This is a genomic window from Desulfogranum japonicum DSM 18378 (genome assembly GCF_000429945.1).
GTDB classification, from domain to species: Bacteria; Desulfobacterota; Desulfobulbia; order Desulfobulbales; family Desulfobulbaceae; genus Desulfogranum; species Desulfogranum japonicum.
The window spans coordinates 120,867-142,887 of record NZ_AUCV01000002.1 but is presented as its reverse complement, the minus strand read 5'-3'; the positions used below and the strand labels follow the sequence as shown (position 1 = coordinate 142,887).

The window sequence follows — 22,021 nt, the reverse complement described above, 5'->3', positions numbered from 1 at the left end:
TTCATCTTTTGCAGCGAAAAAATGCTTATCCTGACAGGTACAAGTTACTTTATTCCTTTTACAACGAGTTATTATGAGTGCACAAATTATTAGTGGAACCGAAATTGCAAAAACAATCAGAGAAGAATTGACCAGAGAGGTAGCGGAACTCAAAGACTTACATGGAGTTGTCCCTGGTCTTGTGACCATACTGGTCGGGGAAGATCCTGCCTCCCAATCATACGTGGCTGCTAAAAATAAAACTGCTAAAAATTTAGGTATTCATTCCGAGCAGGTGACTTTACCAGCTGAAACCGCGGAACAGGACCTGCTTGATCTGATTCACAAGTACAATAGTGATCCAAAGATCAATGGGATTCTTGTACAGTTGCCTTTACCCAGACACATTGATGAGGCCAAAATACTCTTTGCCATAGATCCTGAAAAAGACGTAGATGGATTTCATCCAGTGAATGTCGGTAAAATGGTACTTGGTGAGCAGTGTTTTCTTCCCTGTACACCCCATGGTATCCTTGAACTGCTACAACGAACCGGTGTTGAAACATCCGGAGCGGAAGTGGTTATAGTTGGTCGTTCAAATATCGTAGGTAAACCGATTGCAAACTTGATGTTGCAAAAAAGAGACAGTGGTAATGCTACTGTAACCTTATGCCATACACGTACAAAGGATATGGCGTTTCACACCAGGCGCGCAGATATACTTATCGTTGCGGCAGGCGTGGCCAACATGATCACTGCTGACATGGTTAAGGCAGGCGTCGTGGTTATCGATGTTGGTGTCAATCGTATCGGCGTGACAGATGCTGGCAAAGCTAAACTGGCAGGTGACGTGGCCTTTGATGAGGTGAAGGAAATAGCTGCGGCCATCACTCCTGTGCCCGGAGGTGTGGGACCTATGACCATAACCATGTTGATGAAAAATACTGTCCAGGCTGCAAAGCAGCAGGCAAACATTGCTTAAGTTTCATGGCTGATTCACAAGAAAAGAAAAAGATTTGTGACACCTGCGGTGGATCTGGGGAGATTGGCTATTTTCAAGGAGAAAGTCGATTCTTTATTACCAGGGAGGAGTGCCCGGCTTGTTATGGTCTTGGATACATTCTTGAAGATGATGAAAAAGCCTCTGAAGAGAATAAAGAAGCTTAAAGCTCGGTCTTGGTAAACGTTGTATGAATAGAATGTGGCTGTTTTCTTTTTTTTGTATATGCGGTGTAGTTATCTTTCCCTTGTATGTTCAGGCAGACACGTTTAAACAGTGTCTTTATAAAGCCATGGAAACAGCTGCGGATGATGTTACCATGGGACAACTCAGGGAGCGTTGTCAGAATCGGCAACAAAAGGAAACTGCTGTCAAGGCGGTTCCAGAACAGGCCGGCATCAGCACGAAAAATAAGATCGAAGTGGGGGTAGTTGAGGAAAGAGTAAAGCTTGATAATGAGCATGTTCTTGAACCGTTTACACTCATGGCGCATAAACCCAATTATCTGCTTTTCTTTGCCCACAATTCAGATGGATATAACGAGGATCCGTTTAACGAGCAATATGGGGTCCAGGATGTCCGTTTCGACGATATGGAGGCTCAATTTCAGCTGTCTGTCAAGTTTCCCCTGATGACGGATTTATTTGGCAGTTCCATGGATATCTATGCCGCCTATACCAATCGATCATTCTGGCAGGTATTCAACGATGATATCTCCTCGCCATTTCGCGAGACCAACCATGAACCAGAAGTTTGGCTGCAATTTCATCCTGAATGGAATATGCTTGGCTTTAACAACACGTTGAGTAGGATTGGCTTTAGTCATCAGTCAAACGGGCAGGGGGGCACACTCTCAAGAAGTTGGAACAGGGTGTATGCCAATATTACCTTAGAGCATGGCAATCTGGCCCTTGGTTTTAAGCCGTGGGTTCGTATCCCGGAATCCGAAGCTGATGATGACAATCCCGATATCAGTGACTACATGGGGCATTGTGAGCTCCTTGCAGCCTATCGATACAAAGAGAACGTGTTCAGCCTGATGACCCGCAACAATATAGAATCCGAATTTTCAAAAGGTGCGGTGCAACTCAGTTGGAGCTTTCCTCTTTTATACTGGCCATATCTCCGGGGATATGTTCAATATTTCAATGGTTATGGTGAAAGTCTGATTGATTATAACCAGCACACTAACCGTATAGGTATTGGTGTCTCTCTGACCGATTGGCTTTAATCTGCATTTTCCATGACTTGTGTGAATATACACTGCTAAGCCCTCCGGGTAACCCGGAGGGCTTGCTTGAACATTCCTGATCACCAGAGTATTTTCAGAAATGTTCGACAATCGCCCTGGCACTCTGACCGGAGCTGCTGAAAAAATCCTAACACATCTTTAACTTTCATTCTCACCGCTTCCAGCTTATAATATGTAGTCAGTATCTATCCATAAATAAGGATTTTTGTTCGAGAAGTCTTCAAACCATTTTCATGGGAGAAGATTTATGATCTTTTTATCCCGATTTTTTGTATGTTGCGCATACCTGGTTTCTCTATGTCTCTGTAGCGGTTGCAATCCCATCAGCGTACATTATGATTTTGATCAGAATGCAGCGTTTCAAGGCATTCGCACATATGGTTGGACAGAGATTCAAATACCAGGTGATGCGTTGCAGGCAAACCCTTTACTGAAAAAACGCATTGTTGAAGGTGTTAACACCTACATGCAGGGCCGGGGATATATCCTGGCTGATACACCTGACGTGTACCTGGCAGTACAAGCTGGTTTTGAAAACAAAATGCAGGTTATTGACTGGGGCGGTCCCCATGGATTTTACATGTACCCCTGGCCGAGAAGCTATTATTACAGGGACAGGGTAGATATCCATTACTATACGGAAGGGACGCTGATTATAGATATTATAAGAGCTGCGGATTCCGAGTTGATATGGCGAGGTGAGGGCATTCGCATGAGCAGGAAATACGATGATCAGGAGAAAATGCAGCATTTTATTGATGAATACGTAGCTGAGATATTGAATCATTTCCCCCCTGGCCATGAAAAATAATACCTTACCAAACAAACCGTTATGGCAAATGTAAAAATGACAGACGATAAACAGAAAATTTTTTCGGTTGCAGAATCATCCGTTGCACTTTTAGAGATGCTGGAAGACGGAAAAGATCAATTTGATCTCTCAAGTTCGGAATGGTATTTGAATCGGGAGCTTACGTGGCTGGAGTTTAATCGTCGGGTACTCCATGAGGGACAGGATGATCGTACCCCTCTCTTGGAACGTGTGAAGTTCATGTCCATTATCAGTTCCAACCTGGATGAGTTTTTCATGAAACGTATAGGGGGGTTGAAGCAGCAGGTTGGGGCTGGCTTGAAAAAACTCTCTGTGGACGGACGAACGCCCCAGCAGCAGATCAAAGAGGCATATGAAGTTGTCCGGGATATTCTGTCTCAGCAGCAAGCCCTTGAGACACAACTTCTTGCATTGCTTGCAGATGAACAAGTGCATCTACTTGAATATAGCCAGCTTGAACAGGAGCACCAGAAGAGCATAGATATTTATTTTGACGAAAATATTTACATGCTGCTGACTCCACAGGGAATGGATCCTGCACACCCGTTTCCATTTATTTCCAATCTTTCCCTGAATCTTCTGGTGGCAACCCATCATAAAAACGACAATCATATCTTTTTAAACCGTATTAAAATGCCCATTGGAGTTGGAGGTATCCCCCGGTTTATACGTGTGGATGCACACAAGCATATTTATGTACGTTACGAAGATGTGGTTGCCAATAATCTGGATAAGATTTTTCCTGGCATGGTTATAGATAGTGCTGAACTGTTCAGGGTTACCAGAAACGCAGTAACCGAAAATACCGTTGATCAGGCTACCGATCTGCTATCCATGATTGAGTCTGCACTGCGTGACCGTAAATTTGCAGAGATTGTTCGTCTGGAGGTCAGTGACTACATGACCCCGCAACATAGGGGGATGTTGGCTGCCGAGCTTGGTATTGACTCCAGAATGGATGTATTTACAGTCAACGGTATCATGGATAAGCATGATCTGATGCAGATTGTGGGCATCAACAAGCCAGCGCTTATGTATCCAGCACACCAACCTTTGAATCATTATAAGCTGGACAGCGATGCTCCTAATATATTTCATCTGATTCGTAAAGAAGGTCCTTTCCTGTTGCAGCACCCATATGAATCTTTTAGTGCATCCATTGAGCGTTTTCTCAAGGAAGCCAGTACTGATCCTAAAGTGCTTGCCATTAAAATGACTTTGTACAGAACATCTTCAGACTCACGTATTATCCAATATTTACTTGATGCTGCACATAACGGCAAGCAGGTAGCCGTTGTGGTGGAGTTGATGGCGCGATTTGATGAGTCTGCAAATATTCACTGGGCGACCTATCTGGAAGAAGCCGGTATTCATGTTACCTATGGTGTTGTGGGGTTAAAGACCCATTCCAAGGTTATTTTTGTAGTAAGAAGAGACTACAATGGCCTGAAAAGATATGCCCATGTGGGAACTGGGAATTATCACGCTGGAACCGCAAGGCTATATAGTGATTTGGGCGTGTTAACCTGTGACCCTGAAATCGGACGAGATTTGACCGAGTTGTTTAATTTTCTTACCATGGGATATGCGCCGCAGCGTAAATATATCAAACTATTGCCTTCGCCGCGGGTTTTAAAAAACGCTCTTCTGGAGTATATCCAGGCCGAAATAGATAACCACACAACTGAAAATCCAGGATTGATTCAGCTCAAAACCAATGCCTTGACCGACTCTGATATCATTGCCGCACTGTATCAGGCCTCCCAGGCTGGCGTACAGATCAATCTGATTGTTCGAGACAGCTGTCTGCTCAGACCAGGAATACCAGGACTTTCAGAAAATATTTCTGTTATTTCCATAGTTGGACGATTTCTTGAACATGCCCGTGTTTATTACTTCAAAAATCGGGGTGATGAAAAATATTTCATTGGTTCGGCTGATTTGATGAAGCGCAATCTGGAACGAAGGGTAGAGGTCATCACGCCGATAGTCGATGAAACCTTAAGAGGACAGTTACGGGAAATTTTAGACCTGCAACTTGCAGATCAACGAAGCGCCTGGGATATGCAATCTGATGGAAGCTATATCCAGCGTCAACCTGCAGAGGTCGACCAAATTCGATCCAGTCAAGATCTCTTGATTGAAAGGAGTGCGGAGCGCCTGGCAGCGGCCAGAAAACAGTACAAGAAGAAGTTTGCTACTAAAAAAATAGCCAAACGAAAAAATAAATAAGGTCGTCGATTGCTAGATAGTGTCCCCAAAGGGGATGCTCAGTTCGAGGGCAGGCAACAATGCATGTGAAAAATAGCCACATGTTTCAAAAAAAAGACATTATTAAAACCTTTTAACATCACCACTGCTAGGCGGCTCCTGTGATTTTGAGACAACGGTTCCGCAACCAAAAATGAATGGAAACCTCACCGGGCACTGATTTCAGGTGGCATTCCTTTTGAACAGAATCTTCTTTTTGTTTTTCTTCGGCATATTGGTGAGCGATACTCCGGCCAGAACTAGCAAGCCACCGGAGAGCACACTCGGTTTGATTGCTTCTCCAAGCATAACCCATGAAAGCAGAATGGCAAACACCGGCACGAGATTGATAAATACGCTCGACCTGGTTGCGCCGATTTTTCGGATTGCCTGGTAATAGAGAGAAAAGCCGATGGCAGTACCGCAGAGACCAAGGTAAGCGATATTGACAACGTCCATAAATGAGTATTTGGCTAGCAATAGGTGGCCTTCCTGTAAGGCTGGAAAAAGGAGCATCAGGCAGCCGAGAATGGATGAATAGAGTACAGCTGACAACGGGGTAAGTGTCTTGACCACAGAGCGTCCCACCAGGGAATAGGTAGCCCAACTGATGACACAGCCGAGTATTGCCAGTTCACCTCGGCCAAAACTGCCGGTGAGAATGACAGCGGGGTGACCGTTGCTAATAACAAAAATGGCGCCAACGAGTGAGCAAATAACACCGCTTAATTGCCTGAGTGTTAGCGTCTCGTGAAAAAACAGAGAGGCAAAAAGTGTAATGGCCAGAGGGTTGAGTGAAATGATGAGTGAAGCACGCCCCGCCTCGATGTAGTGCAGTCCGTTAAAAAAACAGATATTGTAACTGAATACACCGGTAAATCCGAGCAACAGCAGGGAAAACCAGAGACTGGGGGGCGGGAAGGACAAGCGACCGTCAATGATGCGGCAGAGAGCCAGGAGCGCGACCGAGGCAATGGCAAAACGATAAAATGCGGCAGTGGCCGGAGGAACTGATCCCGCCAGGGCACGACCGGCAATAAATGTCCCGCCCCAGAAAAAAGTGGTCAGGATGAGGGAAAAATACGTGGGAATATTCATAAAAAAGGTGTTGAAAAGTATCCAGCAGGTGACTGATTCCAGTCTCCCTCCAATGCAAAAGTCGCATTTTTTCCGCTTACTCAATACTGCCTACGTCCAATGCGCGTTACTGCCGAGTTGTTTCGTGGGCATTTTGACCTATTTTTAAGGCAACCCTATGATCTTGCGACAGTTGCACATCTACAACAGCATGTTCGAGCAAGCGAATACGCTATTTAATAAAATTAGATGAGAGGTAAATATTTTGTAAATATTTCTCCCCTTTCTTGTAGATGCATTTTTACTGCTATGCAATATTTTTATCAGACCCAGAAGCTGTCTGTAGTTCCAACGCCTGAAGTGATGTGATTTTTTATGGATTTTCCTGAAAAGCGGGGAGCCATAAATTTTGACGGTTCCTTAAGATGCAGAAGCTTCCTGTTTTACGGCCCGTTTTCGATAAGCCTGCCATGAATTACTGAGGCGCCCCAGGTACAACTCGTTGCCATGTCACGCCATCTCTCTGCACAGTCATCAGCACTGCCAAGACGGTTCCCATAGATTCTGGGACGACCTTTACCTTTTTTACCTCTTACAACAGTAATCCCACAGCGTTATATTCGTGCGCATTCTAGACAGTATACCTCCTTATCTCCCGCAACTATGACAAGGATCCGAAAATATATCGAAATTCGAAGCCCAGGATAAATTTCTGGAAAAAAAAATAGGATGGTATACACTTTCTGTAGAGCTTGAGACAATAATCTATTGAGATGTTAATACGTTAATTCAAATTTTTTTAAGGTTACGTATGTTTAAGAAAAGTATCAGTAGAATTTTGACCATGTATGTCTCTTTTGTGATTCTCATTGCCGTGGCAGGCCTCGTGCTCTATATCAATTTTTCCTCAAGAAGCATGGTGCTGCACAATCAACAGGAAAGCATGCTGGGCATGGCCCGTTCTGTCAACCAATCCCTCAACCAATATCTCAACGGGGCAGGTAATCTGCTCTTTTCTCTAGCTCACCAGTCTGCCATTACCAATTCCTTGACCGGAGAGAGCCCGGTCGGGGAAAAACGCCTGGAAACATTCATCAAGAAATACAGCAATTACAATTATCTTTATGTGTTTGACCAGCAAGGAAAAATCACCCAGGGTTTTGATTCGGGATTAAAAAATATTAAGGGTGTCGATGTAAGCAGTAGAGATTATTGTAAGGCTGCTCTTTCCGGCAAGGCTGAATTTATTCAGAAAACCCTGCTTAAAAGCAAAGTTGATGGCTCCCTGTTTTTTGCCATCTCACAGCCTGTCTATGACAGGAACGGAGATATTGTGGGTGGAGCGGCGGTCGTCCCCAACTGGACCAGTTTTACCAGGGTTTTCATCGATCCCATTGCCTTTGGCAAAAGAGGGTATGCTTTCGTCATCGACCATGAGGGACGACTTATTGCCCATGCAGCTGATAAAAAGCTTCTTCTGGAGAATATATCGCAATATGCTTTTACCCAGACCATGCTGAAGAATAAAGAAGGCACAGTGAGCTATACGTGGAAAGGAGAAAAGAAGATACTGGCATTTACAACCAACGAAGCCACAGGTTGGGTAATAGCAATGAGTGCCTATGAAGATGAGCTTGCAGCAAGCGCGAGCAAGCAGAAAATTATTCTCTTGATCATGGGAATAGCCACTGTAGTTCTTGTTATTTTGCTGATCAACTTCCTGATGAGAAAATTGTTTGTCACTCCCCTCAAGCACATGGAAGTTTTTGCCAAAAATATTGCCAGCGGGAAACTGTCCCAGGAACTTTCAGGGAGATTCAGATATGAGTTTCAGGAGCTGGCTGCAAGTCTTAATACAATGCGCACCAATATTTCGGCTATCATCACCGATCTTTCCCTGGGCATCAATACCATCTCTTCTTCTTCAGATGAACTGAGTGTTATTTCTAGTGATTTGATTGGTGCGGCGAGTGATGCAGCACAGAAAACGAAAAATGTTGCCGCCTCAACGCAAGACATGAACGCCAATATCCATTCCGTTTCAGTGGCAATGGAGCAGTCAGCCACCAATACCAATATGGTGGCCTCCTCTACTGAAGAAATGTCTTCAACAATCAGCACAATAGCTCAAGAAACGGAACAGGCGAAGATTATTTCAGAGCAGGCAGTTGAAAAAACTCTTTTAGCCTCCGGTAAAATGAGTGAATTGGGAGGGAGCGCGGACAGAATAGGTAAAGTAACCGAAGCTATCACTGAAATATCCGAGCAGACCAATCTACTTGCTCTTAATGCTACCATTGAAGCGGCACGGGCAGGGGAAGCTGGGAAAGGATTTGCCGTTGTGGCTAATGAAATTAAGGAGCTGGCCAGACAAACAGCTGAGGCAACTGTGGATATTAAAAAGCAGATTGAAGAAATGCAGAGTTCCACCCAAACAACAATTATGGATATTGAAGGTATTTCCACGGTTATCAGTGAAATCAATGCCATAATAACCACTATCGCCACCTCTGTGGAGGAACAGTCTGCGGCTACGTCAGAAATAAGCCAAAATGTTGCCCAGATCTCCGAAGGTATTTCAGAGGTGAATGAACATGTTGCTCAGAGTACTGTGGCGGCAAATGGTATTGCAGACGAAATATCCATGGTCAATCAAGCATCCCAGGCCGTCGACAGCGGCAGCAATAAAGTGCAGGCCAGTGCCGAAGAACTCTCTAGGCTGGCAGAACAATTGAAAATAACCCTGGATACTTTTCGGCAATAGCAGGAAACCGTCAGCCAATAACGGACAAGGGGTGCACCTTCACCCCTATGATCCATAGCCGTCAGGTTAATAATCGCTGGCAAAACGAAAACCACTCTGCTTATCTGCTGCTTTGTGTACAGTTAATGTGTGGACACCAAACTCTTTATCAATAATCCCTTCAAGTAAGAGTGGACCTTTACTGTGTAGCAGATGGCAATACCGTTTGTAGACTTGTGGGAAAAAGGTGCATTCCACCTGTCCTGTCTCGTCTTCAAAGCTGAGAAATTCCATAAGGTCTCCGTGCTTGGTACCAACGATTTTTCCCGTAATGAGCCAGCCAAGAAAACGTATGGTCTGATTTTCGGAACACGAATTGCTGATTTGTTCCGCTTTTATAGTTTGAAATCGTTGTCGATAGTTGTCATATAAAGTAATGGGGTGGATGTGACACAAAAAGCCGAGTATACGATACTCGTTTCGTAGTCGTTCCAGGGGCGGCTGCTCTGGTAATTTTGGAGCAGAGCAGCCATGGCCAAACAAACGTGCGGGTGAAGCGTGTTTTTGTTGTAACCAAATGTTGAGTATCCAGAATAGTACTCCTCTGTTTTGTTGTTTGTCCGTATGTGGTTCCAAGCAGTCCAGGGCTCCACAGTGAATAAGGGCATGGGCTTCATTACGCTCAGGTTTCACTTTTTGTAAAAAATCCATAAGGCTTCCATAAGGCCCTCTATTTCGTTTTTGAATAATAGTATGCATGGTTGCATGGGAGAGTCCGTTAAGAGCCATGAGCCCTACACGAAGTTTTTTGTCATGCCCATGCCAGTGGATTCTGCTCCGATTGACATCGGGAGGCTGGATTGCAATTCCAAGACGGCGGGCTTCTGATACATACGCGAAAGTGGAATAGAATCCTCCCTGATTGGAAATAACTGCTGCCATGAACTCGGCCGGGTAGTGGGTTTTCAGATATGCAGCCTGAAATGATACTTTGGCGTAACTGGCAGAGTGGGGTTTGCAAAAGGAATAGCCGCTGAAGCTCATCATCATATCCCAGATACGTGCAATGTCTTCCTGCCCCACTCCTTTTTCCGCAGCGCTTTGAGAAAATTGGGATTGATAATCTACCAGAGTATGGTGGCGATCCTTTTTAGACATGATTTTACGCAACCGGTCAGCATCGGCATGGGAGAAACCAAACTGTACAGCAACCCGGGAGACATCTTCCTGGTAGACCATGATACCATAGGTTTCATTGAGTACATTCCCTACCAGTGGATGCAGGGGCTGCCATTGACCGCCGTGCAGTCGTCGCAGATACTCACGTATGTACTCATTGGCAGCAGGCCGGATAATGGAGGAATGCAGCACTAAATGTGCAAAATCACCGGTCCTGGCTTTTCGTTGCAGAAGACGTGTGGCTGGGCTCTCTATATAAAAACACCCCATGGTGTTGCCTTTGGCAATATTCTGCCTGGTTGAAATGTCATCCTCCGGTTCCCAGGAATGTTCATCAAAGATAATACCTTGTTCTCCGATGGCCTGAATTGTATCCCTGATAACTCCGAGACTGCGGTTGCCGAGCAGATCTATTTTGACCAGACCTGCCTCTTCAGCACCATCTTTTTCCCATTGAATAATAGGAATACCTTTTGGGGCAGTTTCCACTGGAACGTAGTGATCAACGGGTTTAGGGGTAATAATGACTCCGCCAGGGTGTACTGAAAGATTTCTCGGTGTACCTGCTATCTGAGCTGCCATACGGAAGATTCGCGGCCAGGGCTCTGCAAAGGTCTCGTTACGCAATTGAGGGAGGGAGGAAATATAGTCCATGTATCCCTCCTGATGATGATGGGCTCGCCACATCCAGGGAAGTCTTTTGGTAACCTGACTTACCTCAGCTCCCGGCAGGCCAAAAACCTTGGCTGTCTCTCGAATTGCCATTCGCGGCTGCATGAGAACATGATTACAAACCATGGCTGCCCTGCATCCGAACCGCTCCAATACTCCGGTGAGAACGGTATCACGTTCATCCCAGGAAAAATCTATGTCAATGTCAGGAGGATCAGTTCTTCCAGGATTAAGAAACCGTTCAAAATAGAGATTGTGTTTCACAGGGCAGACATTGGTGATAAACAGGCAATAAGCAACTAGCGAGGCGGCACCGGATCCTCTACCGCAGGTTCTGGCTACAGGGCCAATAATATCTCGCACAACCAGGAAATACGATGAGAATCTCATTTTTTCAATTACTTGCAACTCGTGATCCAGTCGACTTACTACTGGATGAGGCAAAGGCTTACCGTAACGTTTGAGAGCCCCCTCATAGGCTGCATAACGGAGTATTGATCTGGCATCATCCTCTGTATAAGGTGGCATCACCAGACCAAATACAGGTTTGCGATAGTTACATCTTTCCGCAACTGCATGGGTTGCCATGATTGTTTCCGGCCATTGATTGAACCGTTGCCGATATTCTGTTGGAGCAGCGAGATACCTGTTTTTTTCAACTTGTTCCTGCATATTGATACGGCTAAGTGAACTGTTCGTGTCAATGGCTCTAAGCAGTTGATGCAGCACATGATCAGAAGGCTGCAGAAAAAAAGCATCACTGAGAGCCACTGCGGGTATATGCAGCTGTTTTGCCATGCGGAACATTTCACTGTTTTTCCGATTGGGGCCACCTGGAAGGGCGGCAAAGGTATCAGCCTCTATTTCATGGCAATAACGCAGCAATGATGGGGTAGCCGCCAGGCAGACCATTCCCTGGTGCAGTTCTTGAAGTGATTGATACAGATCAAAATTCAACTGGCGATGTGCACGGGTAAGGAGTTGACAGAGATGACGATATCCCCTGAGGTTTTTTACCAGACAATAAATCTGCTGTCTGTTGCTGTGAATTTCAGCACCAATTATCGGTTTGATCTGCTCTCGTTCACAGGCGGCAAGAAAAGACCATAACCCATGCAGGCTTCCCAAATCTGTGAGCCCAACGGTGCTGTATCCCTGTTTTCGAGCGTACCGACACAATGCAGGCATGGATGCTGTACCACGCATAAAGGAAAAATGAGAATGTACACCAAGGGGAATCATGACTGCGTCACACCTGAAATTATAATGTTGTTTCTAGGTTTCATTTCCATTTAACTGTTTTTGTGTACTATTTTGTCATTATAAAAACGAACGTGTCCCCTCTATTGGATAGGTGGTAACGCAGCGCTTGGATGCAGGCATATTCCTCGCTGTACTGTTAACGAACCGTACTTCCCCTGAATGCTGTCCAAAGCTTTGCTTATGGCATGATTTCTTGTGTGTTGCTGAATCTTGCCCTTGTCAGAAAAAAGAGAGAGTTGCTGTACAGGTTGGCGTAACCGGGAACAGTACAGTTCTATCCGGCGTAAGCGTACTCGCCTTCGCCAGCATCTATACAACGCTGTAAGGGCTAATTGCTCCATAGCATAGTTGTCTGTGGCAGGAGAGTTAGCTGTTGCCTGTCTGGTTACCTGGATGCTGTCACTGTAAGTCAACTGAATTCCCACCTGTAGACATCCCAAGCCACGTTCCCGTAAGTCATGAGCCCCTTGGGCGCTCATATATGCAACTACCGAGCGAACCAGAGGTTCATGATTGGTATCTTGATTGAAGACATGCACATACCTTTGCCTTGTTGTTGCAGGTGAGTTGCTACTTACAGGAGACAGATCTATGCCACGCAACAGTTGGTACAGACTATGCGCCCGAGTGCCAAACAGAAGGCCAAGTTCATGTGCTGACAGGTGGAGTGCCTGATAGACTTTGTACATGTGTATACTGCGCAGTTGGAATAATTCATGGGGCATGATGCCGGGAAGTAAATGCAGGTCCAGGGGAGCCAGAAAGGTATCCTCTTCACCTGCAGCGACAATGTACTCCCCCACAGGCTTAACCAGACGACTGGCCACCTTGGCAGTGAGTTTGTTTGGAGCAACCGACCATATGGGATCAAGGCCCAGATCCTGGCGAAGAATGTTTCGCAATCGCCAACCAATATCCGGCGGTGGACCAAACAGCCGGTGCGTTCCGGTGACGTCAAGGTAAATATGTCCATTACCCTGTGACGGTTCTATACGTGGAGAAAATTGACGGGCATGCTCCAGGCAACGACCTAAAATTTTCTGATACTGTTCAGGCCTTGGCGGCAGGACGATCGCCTGACGACATCGTTTTCGTGCCTGATAGAGCATCATTCCCTTACGCACCCCGTCCTGATATGCCTCTTCGCTCATGTCATACACTGTGGATCGAGGGGTCGGTGCCGCAATGATAAGTGCTGAACTTTGCAACGAACTATCCAGTAAGCGTTCAACGGCTACACTGAAGTCAGCAATATTTAGGTGAATTATTTTTCGTTCCATGAAAAAATAATAGACAAATGTACAGTTAATGTAAAGTTAAACTGTACATTCGCAGGGCTGCTACCTGCCACTCGTGGCATGTTTCGTGAACAGAAACAGAATGCCTGCTCAGGGTCTTGTCATTTACACTTGAAAGAGGTATGCACTTATTGGCCGTGGAAAACTATATTATCCAACCCTGCTTGCGAAAACCTCAGGTACCATGTAACTACTTACACGCACAGGAAAGTTTCCAGATTTAGTCACCTGCCCTATGAGCAGTTACTGAACAAAAGATAATAGGCGAATTAAGATATAATGAGATCAAAACAATATATCTCTCGAGCGGGGATCGAAGGCGTTTTCCTGACGTTTTCATCTCTGCCCATAATTTTTTTCGGGGACGGAGCTGGGGCGGGGAGGACGGATAACTGGCAGGTTATTCTGATGGTTATTTCAGCGGTATTCTTTCTTTGTAGTGGTTTCACCCTGTTGAGGAGACCTTTACTGGGGAAATTTCTGGGAATAGGTGCAGTCCTTACTATGTATGGAATGATATTGCCCTGTCTGGTGACAGCCCCTGCGCTGGCGCTTGCAGCCTCTGTCACTGTTGTATTTATTGTTTCCCTTCTTGGTAAGGTGACTGATGCAAGTCTGAAAACCTTGGTCAATCATGCCGGCTACTCTCTGCAGCGATCATGGTGGGGTACCCTGGCTGCACCCATGGTAGTCATGATTTCCATCGTATTCTCGGTCTCCGGGAGCAAATTTGGAGTGGATGGTTTCGCAGCCGCATCATGTATTGGCCAAGCACTTTTTCTGCAATGGTCTGTGGCGATCAGATCATGGTGGCGCGTTGCATTATCCCTGTTATCGATGGTTACAGTAATATTTTCTGTATCCCAATTTTCCGAAACGTTTGTCATTTGCCTGGTTATCTTGCTTTGTCCGGTTTTTCTTCTGTTAATGCCTCATGCACCCCAAAAGCAGGGACGACTGGAAAAAGAAGAACAGTGGTGGAGCTTTCTACTGACCCATCCTGAAAGAATTCTTTTTACCACGTTTTTTTTGCTGAGCCTGGCTGGGTCATTATTTTTGAGCATTCCCGCATCAACATCATTGGGAAGCATTTCCTTTATCGATGCAGTGTTTACTTCGGTCAGTGCTGTCTGTGTAACAGGACTGAGTGTCCTTGACACCTCCACGGACTTTACTTTCTTCGGACAAGGGATCATTCTGGTTTTGATACAGCTCGGTGGCCTGGGAATTATGAGTATTACAACGGTTGCACTCCATGCCATGGGGCGACGCCTGAGTCTTCGACATGAGAAACTCCTGACATCCATGACAGATACGAGCCATCAGGATCTCCTGCAATCTCTAGGGGGTATACTGAAGTTTACGTTTATAACTGAAGGGATAGGGGCTCTTTTACTTGTGGCGGAATTTTACAGAATTGGCGACTCCTTTGTGCAGGCCCTCTGGCGAGGTGTATTTACAGCTGTATCTGCATTTTGTAATGCAGGATTTGCTCTGCAGACTAACAGTCTTGTTCCATACCAGAGTCAGCCCCTGGTTTTGCACACGATCGCGGTGTTGATCATTGCAGGTGGGTTAGCTCCGGCAACCAGTCTTATGATTCCGCGATGGATCAGAGGAAAAACAGTTCCCATTCCGGCAAAAATAGCCCTGGTCAGCACGGTTGTCCTTTTGTTTTGCGGAACTCTGTGTATGCTGGTTTTTGAATGGGACGGTGCTTTAGCGGGATTTTCATTTGCAGAAAAATGTCAAAACGCATGGTTCCAGTCAGTTACACTTCGTACAGCTGGTTTCAATTCCGTGAACCTGACAAACATCTCAAACCCGACTTTTCTCGTTTTTTTGTTTTTGATGTTTATCGGCGGCAGTCCAGGCGGTACGGCAGGAGGAGTAAAAACCACCACAGTGGGCGTTTTGGCCATGACTTTTTGGGCAAATATCACGAACCAGAGTCAACTGGTTATTCAACACCGACGTATTCATAATGATACTGTATATCGCGCGATAACGATAATGATTGCCGGAACAGCTGTATGTTTTTTGGTTGTCATTATGCTCGAGGTTACCCAGCCTATTTCTTCCCGTAGCCTGATTTTTGAGGCGACATCGGCTGTTGGTACGGTTGGATTGTCCATAGGAGCTACGGCTATGCTGGATGGAATAGGAAAGGTCATCGTCATTATAGCCATGTTTCTTGGGAGGGTTGGGCCGATATCCATGTTTATGCTCCTCAGGAATGAACAGGCTGTTTCTGACACCAGATATCCCGTAGAACGTATTTCTTTTACATGAGCAACGAGGTAGTAAGTCCATGGCACAACAAATACTCATTATCGGACTCGGACAGTTCGGCATGTCTCTTTCGAGAACACTTTCAGAGAAAGGTGCGGAAGTATTGGCGGTTGATATCAACACCGCACTGGTGGAAGAAGCCGCAACATTTGTCGCTGAAGCTATAGTTATAGATGCAACTGATGAAACCGATCTGGCTCGACTTGAGCCCAAAAAGCGGGATGCAGCTGTTTGCGCGATCGGCGATGATTCCAGGGAATCCTCCATTATTTGCACTGCTCTCTTACGGCAAATGGGGGCGCCTGTCGTAATTGCACGGGCAAATGACAAGGTGCATCAGCGAATATTGCACCTTGTCGGAGCCCACCAGGTAATCAACCCTGAGCATGAATTTGGCAAGCGTTTTGCCAATCGCCTGCTCTATAGAGACGTCATCGTTGATACGAACTTGGGTGACGATCTGCATCTTACTGAGATTTTGATCCAACCTGGTATGATAGGCAAAAGTTTGATGGAACTCGCACTCCCTAAGCGGTATGGAATCATGGTGGTTGGGATACGGCGGGGAACCAGCAAAAGGGTGCTGCAACCTTCACCGGATGATCCTTTACAGAAAGATGACAGCTTGATTATCGCCTCCAATGAGGCAGCAATCCCTCTGTTGACAAAAGGATTTGAGTCATGAAAATTGCACAACCTGTACAATTCGGTGCATGGCTGCTCATTGTTATGAATCTCTTCATGGCGTTTGCTTCTATTTGGATTTTTATGCGCATGGCTCCGGCCATTGAAGTGATCATTGCACGTAATGCTGCTTCCCTGGAATCCTGCGAAAACATGTTAACAGCCTTGCTGCAGGCGAATATTACAATAGATGACGGGAGTAGGCCAATCGAACGATTTCGCAACGCCCTGCAGAATGCTGAGGATAATATTACAGAAAAAAAAGAGCCCGTAGTCATACGCAGCATTATCACCTATTACCCAGCTGCCTTTACCGGAGATACACTAGCCCTTGCCCAGACGCTCAGTGCCATTGAAGCCCTGGCCGAAGTTAATCGAAAGGCGATGCATAGAGCCGATATTGGGGCCCAGCAACTGGGAAAAGCCGGAGCATGGGCTATTGTATTTATGGGCACCACTTCATTTATCATAGGGATGATTTTTCTTCGTTCTCTGCAGAAAAATCTTTCTGAGCCGATTGAGGAAATCGATGCAGTAATAACAGCATTCAGGCAGGGGGCAAGCATGCGTCGCTGTACCATGGAGAATCCTCCGCAAAATATACGCAAAGTTTTCAACAATATAAATGAACTCCTTGATGCAAATATCTCCTATAAAGAATACAGTGCTGGAAATGAAAGAGTATTTTGAAGTAGTGTCTGGTTATTGCTGAAGCATCCGTACCAGAGTCTTTGCATTATGGACAGCCTGGCCAGCTACATGGTTATTGAAAAAAATAACCCCCTGGCTGCAGCGATGTTGCAGGGAGAGTAAATATCTATTCTGAAAATGCAGTAATTCCTCATTGGAATAGAGATAGTTAAATTGCTGTTGCATGGTGCCGGAATACCATCCCTGACTATTTCTTCCATGCAGGCGTATGTAGAAAAGCTTCGGGTTTGTCACCACGTCAAGGCAGGGAAACAGACGGGGCAGGGGAGGCGTATCCACCGTCACAAGCGTAATATTTCTCTGCTGTAATCCAGCATATACCTGTTCATGGGCCCAGGAAGAGTTACGGAATTCTACCGCTAAGGGGAGGTCTGCCAGCGCATCGAACAAGTGCGACAGATAATATCTATTGGCTTGAGTTCGGTGAAACGCGGCTGGGAACTGAACCAGGACAGCAAGGAGGCTGTCTGCCTCGAGGAGCGGTTTAATACCTTCACAGTATAATGCAGCCTGATGTCGCCAGTGCCCATCAATTTCATGGGTCATGCTGCGGGTCAGCTTGGCGGTAAAATATAAAGGCTTTTCCAGGCGGCTCAACATACGCTCAACACTTTCCTTGCGTACCATCTGATACCAGGTGTAGTTGAGTTCGATAACTGGAAAAAGTACACTGTACAATTGTAACATGTCAGCGGATTTTGTGCCGGGAGGATATATGCCGTGCTCTACCCATTCCGGATAGGAAAAGCCTGATGTCCCGACAAATACAGAGCATGTCATGGAGTCATTATTCCTTTGTGTTTCCAGGAAAAATCAGTATCGGGTTATAGTTTTTTCATTTGTTCAGGCCCCCGATGAATACCGATGACTTTTCCCTGAATCAGCACGTCACCAAGCCCAAAACGCATGGACTGGTGTTCGCTGTTTTCTGGAAACAGTTCGATATGATCGCCCCGGTAAAAGAATCTCTTTACAGTTGCCTCCTCATGATCAATCAGGGCTACTACGATCTCGCCATTTTCGGCAAATTGTCTGGGTTCACAAATGGCCAGATCTCCATTGAGGATCCCGACGTCTTTCATGGAATCTCCCTCTATCGTGAGGGCAAAAAGGTTGTTACCTCGGTAGAGAGTGCTGTCCACATAGACAGTTCCAGCCCATTCTTCCTGGGCATATAGAGGCAATCCTGCGGCTACCCTGCCGATAATCGGAATCTGCTTTCCCTGCGGAACAACATCCTTTTCAACAGCCGACGAAAGCAGAGTGATATTTCGGCTGTAACGCCCTTCACGTTTTAACCACCCTTTTTCCTGAAGAGTGTGGAGGAGACTGGCCACGGCCGTATGGCTGATGCGCATATCATGGGCTGCCTGCCGTAAACTTGGAGAGTGGCCGTGCCTGGCTATCTGGTTCTCGAGATAGGCGTAAAATTCCCGCTGTCTCGGAGTCAGGGGAAGTTGGTGCATATTCTAACCTTAAATATAGTTTGCCCAGTGTCTGTCGATAATGGGATCTTTTAGGCGTTTCATCTATCACTTGCCTGGTCCTTTTCCGCGTTATGCTCAAAATTTCATACTCGAAGGCAAGTGGAGACTCCGATAGCAGATATATGCCTGTGGTAAAAATGCATCCCATGGCGAAGCTAAATTTTGGAATACACAGTTACCAGATGAAATGACCATCCATGGACAATCGTCATTTAATGTAATATTACTTTCTGATGCACGGAGAGTAAAGAGAAAATATGTATCAGGTCACAGTTACTCCATGGAATCTGTGCTACCACGTACTTCTCATATTTTTTTGAATAAACATTTATGCGAACAAAAAACTGTCAAAAAATCGTTTCCTCTCAGATATGAATACAATGGGTTCACTTTTTGTATTAATGTACAGATGTGAGAGTAATGGCTGACATTTGTAAAGTTCAGCGTATTATATAGTAGATTCTCACGTGTCTTCGAGTTTTTCAACAGCCTGCCAGGTCATCAGAGTTTGCCTTTGTTAACTATGCCAGATAAAAAAAACATCCCCCTTCTGCCTGCAGGACAGGAGGGGGATGGTTTTCAGAATCCAATACGTTTGGCGAGTTTCTGGGATAAATTTTCGTCCCGGTAGGAAACAATGGTAATAGGTGAACGACGAAAAAGTTTTTCCGCTACAGAACCACTCAGTGCATGCATGAAGTCTGATTTAGCTTTCAGGCCCATGACAATCATATCAACCTGTTCTTTCATGGCCAGCTTCAAGATAGTATCTGCTGGCCTGCCAACCTTAAAAATGAAGCGGATACGCTCTTCAGGATAGTCTATCTCCTTGAGCATTGTCTCCAACAACGCAATGCGTTGTTTTTCGATTTCCTCTACATAATGTTCTTCATCAACTTTGTAACCAAAGGCAGTAATGGTCTGCACGGTTTCAACGTCGCGTTCATTTATAACATTGATGATGATGAGATCTGCATCCAACGCTTTGGCAAGTCTAGCACTGTATACGAGAATTCCTTTTGAAAAGGGAGAAAATGCCAAAGGAACAAGTATTGTATTGACAGGTTTCATACGTTCTCCAATTTTGTTGTTCTGCAACCTGATCAGGCCGTCACCGTATCCTGTTCAGTTTTGGGTATGCGTGGACGTTGCATCAGGTAAATTGCAATAAACAGTCCCACACCTATGAGGTATGTCCAGTATCGTTGGTCTTGTGCAAGCCCAATCCACGATGCGATCTGGTCAGGTCTCATCAGAATAAACGTTACGCATAAAAACAGCGGAATCTCCCACACCTTATTACGCGCAATAAACCACCCCTGGGTGGCCGAAGCAAATGCAAAATTCCCAAGACAGGTCATCACAAAAATAAGGATACCCTGGGTCCAGGAATAGACATTATGCAGAATGAGATCTGTATTGAAAATGAACATAAAAGGCAGAATTGCGGTACGTATATCGTACATGAATCCCTGCAGGCCGGTGGAGATAGGAGGAGATTTCGCGATTGCTGCGGCGGCATATGCTGCCAGGCCAACGGGAGGAGTATCGTCAGCCAGAATCCCGAAGTAAAAGCAGAACAGATGGGCGGCCATCAAAGGAACAATAAACCCCTGCATCGCGCCCACGTTGACTATTGCAGGAGCTGTAAGGGACGCCATAACGATATATGTAGCCGTAGTTGGCAATCCCATACCTATAATCAGACTGGCAATGGCGGTGATGACCAGCATGAGTACGACGTTACCCATGGAAAGAACATCTATAATTTCAGAAATGAGGTTACCAAGTCCGAGGGCAACTACTCCAACAATGATACCTGCCGCAGCAGTTGCCAGTGCTACAGCAACCATGTTTCTGCCGCCGGAAGCCAGAGCTTCAAGAATGTTTATGATAGATTTTCCAAGGGCCGGCAGCATCGGTTGTTTGTTACGGTATGCGATTACCGGTTCCTGAAGAAGCATTATAACGAACATGACCATGATGGCGTTAAAAGCCGCAAGTTCTGGCGAATGGCGTACAACTATCAATTCATACAGAAGCATGGCAAGCGGTATCAGGTAATGAACACCACTCATAAGAGTTTTAAAAAACAGAGGTAGTTCACTTTTTGACATACCACGAATACCAAGCTTCGAGGCCTCGATATGCGATATGTAAAACAGAGCCGCATAGGAAGCAAATGCTGGTATAGCAGCAGCTTTTACAACTTCGATATATGGTACGTTCACATACTCTGCAATGATGAAAGCTGCAGCACCCATAATGGGCGGAGCAAGCTGACCATCGGTGGATGCTGCAACCTCAATCGCAGCAGCCTTCGTTGATGGGTAGCCAACTCTTTTCATCATGGGGATAGTAAAGGTTCCAGTGGTTACGATGTTTGCAATGGATGATCCTGAAACAAGTCCTGTAAGGCCGGATCCCATAATTGCAGCCTTGGCCGGTCCCCCTTTAAACCGCCCGAGAAGACTGAGGGATAATTGTATAAAATAATGACCGGCTCCGGCTTTATCCAGCATCGCTCCAAATAACACAAACAGAAAAACAATGGTTGCAGACACATCCAGAGGAATACCATAAATGCCTTCGGTTGACATGGTCATCTGACCGACAAAACGGTTCATGGATGTTCCTTTAAAAGCAATGAGGTCTGGCATATACGGACCAGCAAAGGCATAAATAATAAAACCGGTGGCAATAATCGGCAGGGCAGGGCCGATTGTGCGTCTTGCCGCTTCAAGTAAAACGCCCACAAGAGCAAGCCCAACTACCGTATCCATGACTGACGGGCTGCCGTAACGCACCACCAGTTCGTCATAGTTAATAACCAGATATAACGCACAATATGCTGCGAATGCAGCAAGAAGCATATCGAGAATTGGTATTCTTCTGTGCCTGGAAAAATACTTTACTCCAAAAACCGGTTTTTTAAGTAAAGGATAATTTAAATACACCAGGGCCAAGGCAAATGCCAGATGAATGGCTCGGATGTACGTTGAATCGATCAGCAGCCATTTAGGTAGGGAGAGCTGAAAAAGACTCCATGCGATGGCTATGGTAGGGATCAGGTATTTTTGCCACCCCTGGGGTTTACGACCAATACCTTCTTCCTCTTCAGCAAGACGTTTTGCCTGCTCAACACCATCTTCTATTTTATCGATGCGGATATTACTCATCAATGGCCTCCTGTTGAAATCACAACTACCATTTTATTCCTTATTTTTCATACTCACGGATACCCACGTGGTTTCAATCGCATGTGGAATAAAAACGTTCTAAGGGCCGCTGAAAAAATGACG

Annotated in this window: 16 protein-coding genes; 9 read left to right on the top strand and 7 right to left on the bottom strand. The window is 45.6% G+C overall.

From position 1 onward, the window contains the following. The first annotated feature begins 73 nt into the window (after window positions 1-73). From folD to ppk1, 5 genes are all read left to right on the top strand, one after another. On the top strand, window positions 74-961 hold the full coding sequence (gene folD / locus G493_RS0102630) for a bifunctional methylenetetrahydrofolate dehydrogenase/methenyltetrahydrofolate cyclohydrolase FolD (protein WP_028579117.1): 888 nt from the start codon (window positions 74-76) through the stop codon (window positions 959-961). 5 nt (window positions 962-966) lie between these two features. Then, window positions 967-1,146 (top strand): hypothetical protein, encoded by a 180-nt coding sequence (locus G493_RS0102625; RefSeq protein ID WP_028579116.1) that lies wholly within the window; start codon window positions 967-969, stop codon window positions 1,144-1,146. A gap of 23 nt (window positions 1,147-1,169) precedes the next feature. Further along, window positions 1,170-2,210, top strand: coding sequence for a phospholipase A (locus tag G493_RS0102620; RefSeq protein ID WP_028579115.1), 1,041 nt, complete (start codon window positions 1,170-1,172; stop codon window positions 2,208-2,210). A gap of 268 nt (window positions 2,211-2,478) precedes the next feature. Further along, window positions 2,479-3,042 carry a DUF4136 domain-containing protein gene (locus tag G493_RS31705; protein ID WP_028579114.1) on the top strand — a complete coding sequence of 188 codons (564 nt, stop codon included), beginning with the start codon at window positions 2,479-2,481 and terminating at the stop codon, window positions 3,040-3,042. Window positions 3,043-3,138: 96 nt separating this feature from the next. Further along, window positions 3,139-5,295 (top strand): polyphosphate kinase 1, encoded by a 2,157-nt coding sequence (gene ppk1, locus G493_RS27510; protein ID WP_035273400.1) that lies wholly within the window; start codon window positions 3,139-3,141, stop codon window positions 5,293-5,295. A 201-nt stretch (window positions 5,296-5,496) separates the two neighbouring features. On the opposite strand, the gene G493_RS27505 is transcribed toward ppk1, so the two are convergent. After that, window positions 5,497-6,411 carry a DMT family transporter gene (locus G493_RS27505; protein ID WP_035273282.1) on the bottom strand — a complete coding sequence of 305 codons (915 nt, stop codon included), beginning with the start codon at window positions 6,409-6,411 and terminating at the stop codon, window positions 5,497-5,499. A 790-nt stretch (window positions 6,412-7,201) separates the two neighbouring features. Here G493_RS27505 and G493_RS27500 point away from each other — a divergent pair. Beyond that, the gene (locus tag G493_RS27500) at window positions 7,202-9,154 is read left to right on the top strand and encodes a methyl-accepting chemotaxis protein (protein ID WP_084813388.1); all 1,953 of its coding nucleotides are present in this window, start codon (window positions 7,202-7,204) and stop codon (window positions 9,152-9,154) included. A gap of 66 nt (window positions 9,155-9,220) precedes the next feature. Here G493_RS27500 and G493_RS27495 read toward each other — a convergent pair whose 3' ends face one another. Beyond that, the gene (locus tag G493_RS27495) at window positions 9,221-12,226 is read right to left on the bottom strand and encodes a DNA polymerase III subunit alpha (RefSeq protein ID WP_051308958.1); all 3,006 of its coding nucleotides are present in this window, start codon (window positions 12,224-12,226) and stop codon (window positions 9,221-9,223) included. 101 nt (window positions 12,227-12,327) lie between these two features. Beyond that, complete coding sequence (locus G493_RS0102590; protein ID WP_028579113.1) at window positions 12,328-13,527, bottom strand: DNA polymerase Y family protein; 1,200 nt, start codon at window positions 13,525-13,527, stop codon at window positions 12,328-12,330. A 297-nt stretch (window positions 13,528-13,824) separates the two neighbouring features. On the opposite strand from G493_RS0102590, the gene G493_RS0102585 reads away from it, so the two are divergent. Genes G493_RS0102585 through G493_RS0102575 form a run of 3 tightly spaced genes read left to right on the top strand, consistent with a single transcriptional unit; the run spans window position 13,825 to window position 17,211 of the window. Next, window positions 13,825-15,837: a TrkH family potassium uptake protein gene (locus tag G493_RS0102585; RefSeq protein ID WP_205623624.1), complete on the top strand. Its 2,013-nt coding sequence runs from the start codon at window positions 13,825-13,827 to the stop codon at window positions 15,835-15,837. 19 nt (window positions 15,838-15,856) lie between these two features. Beyond that, window positions 15,857-16,522 carry a potassium channel family protein gene (locus tag G493_RS0102580; RefSeq protein WP_028579111.1) on the top strand — a complete coding sequence of 222 codons (666 nt, stop codon included), beginning with the start codon at window positions 15,857-15,859 and terminating at the stop codon, window positions 16,520-16,522. Next, window positions 16,519-17,211 (top strand): hypothetical protein, encoded by a 693-nt coding sequence (locus tag G493_RS0102575; RefSeq protein ID WP_028579110.1) that lies wholly within the window; start codon window positions 16,519-16,521, stop codon window positions 17,209-17,211. The genes G493_RS0102580 and G493_RS0102575 overlap by 4 nt, the downstream gene beginning before the upstream one ends. A 12-nt stretch (window positions 17,212-17,223) precedes the next feature. On the opposite strand, the gene G493_RS0102570 is transcribed toward G493_RS0102575, so the two are convergent. The 4 genes from G493_RS0102570 to G493_RS0102555 form a co-directional block, all read right to left on the bottom strand. Beyond that, the gene (locus G493_RS0102570) at window positions 17,224-18,012 is read right to left on the bottom strand and encodes a DUF72 domain-containing protein (protein ID WP_028579109.1); all 789 of its coding nucleotides are present in this window, start codon (window positions 18,010-18,012) and stop codon (window positions 17,224-17,226) included. A gap of 44 nt (window positions 18,013-18,056) precedes the next feature. Beyond that, a complete protein-coding gene (gene lexA / locus G493_RS0102565; RefSeq protein WP_028579108.1) occupies window positions 18,057-18,698 on the bottom strand; it encodes a transcriptional repressor LexA in 642 nt (213 codons plus the stop codon). Between the two features lie 600 nt (window positions 18,699-19,298). Next, complete coding sequence (locus tag G493_RS0102560) at window positions 19,299-19,790, bottom strand: universal stress protein (RefSeq protein ID WP_028579107.1); 492 nt, start codon at window positions 19,788-19,790, stop codon at window positions 19,299-19,301. A gap of 32 nt (window positions 19,791-19,822) precedes the next feature. Further along, window positions 19,823-21,898 (bottom strand): TRAP transporter permease, encoded by a 2,076-nt coding sequence (locus G493_RS0102555; protein ID WP_028579106.1) that lies wholly within the window; start codon window positions 21,896-21,898, stop codon window positions 19,823-19,825. Window positions 21,899-22,021 lie beyond the last annotated feature (123 nt).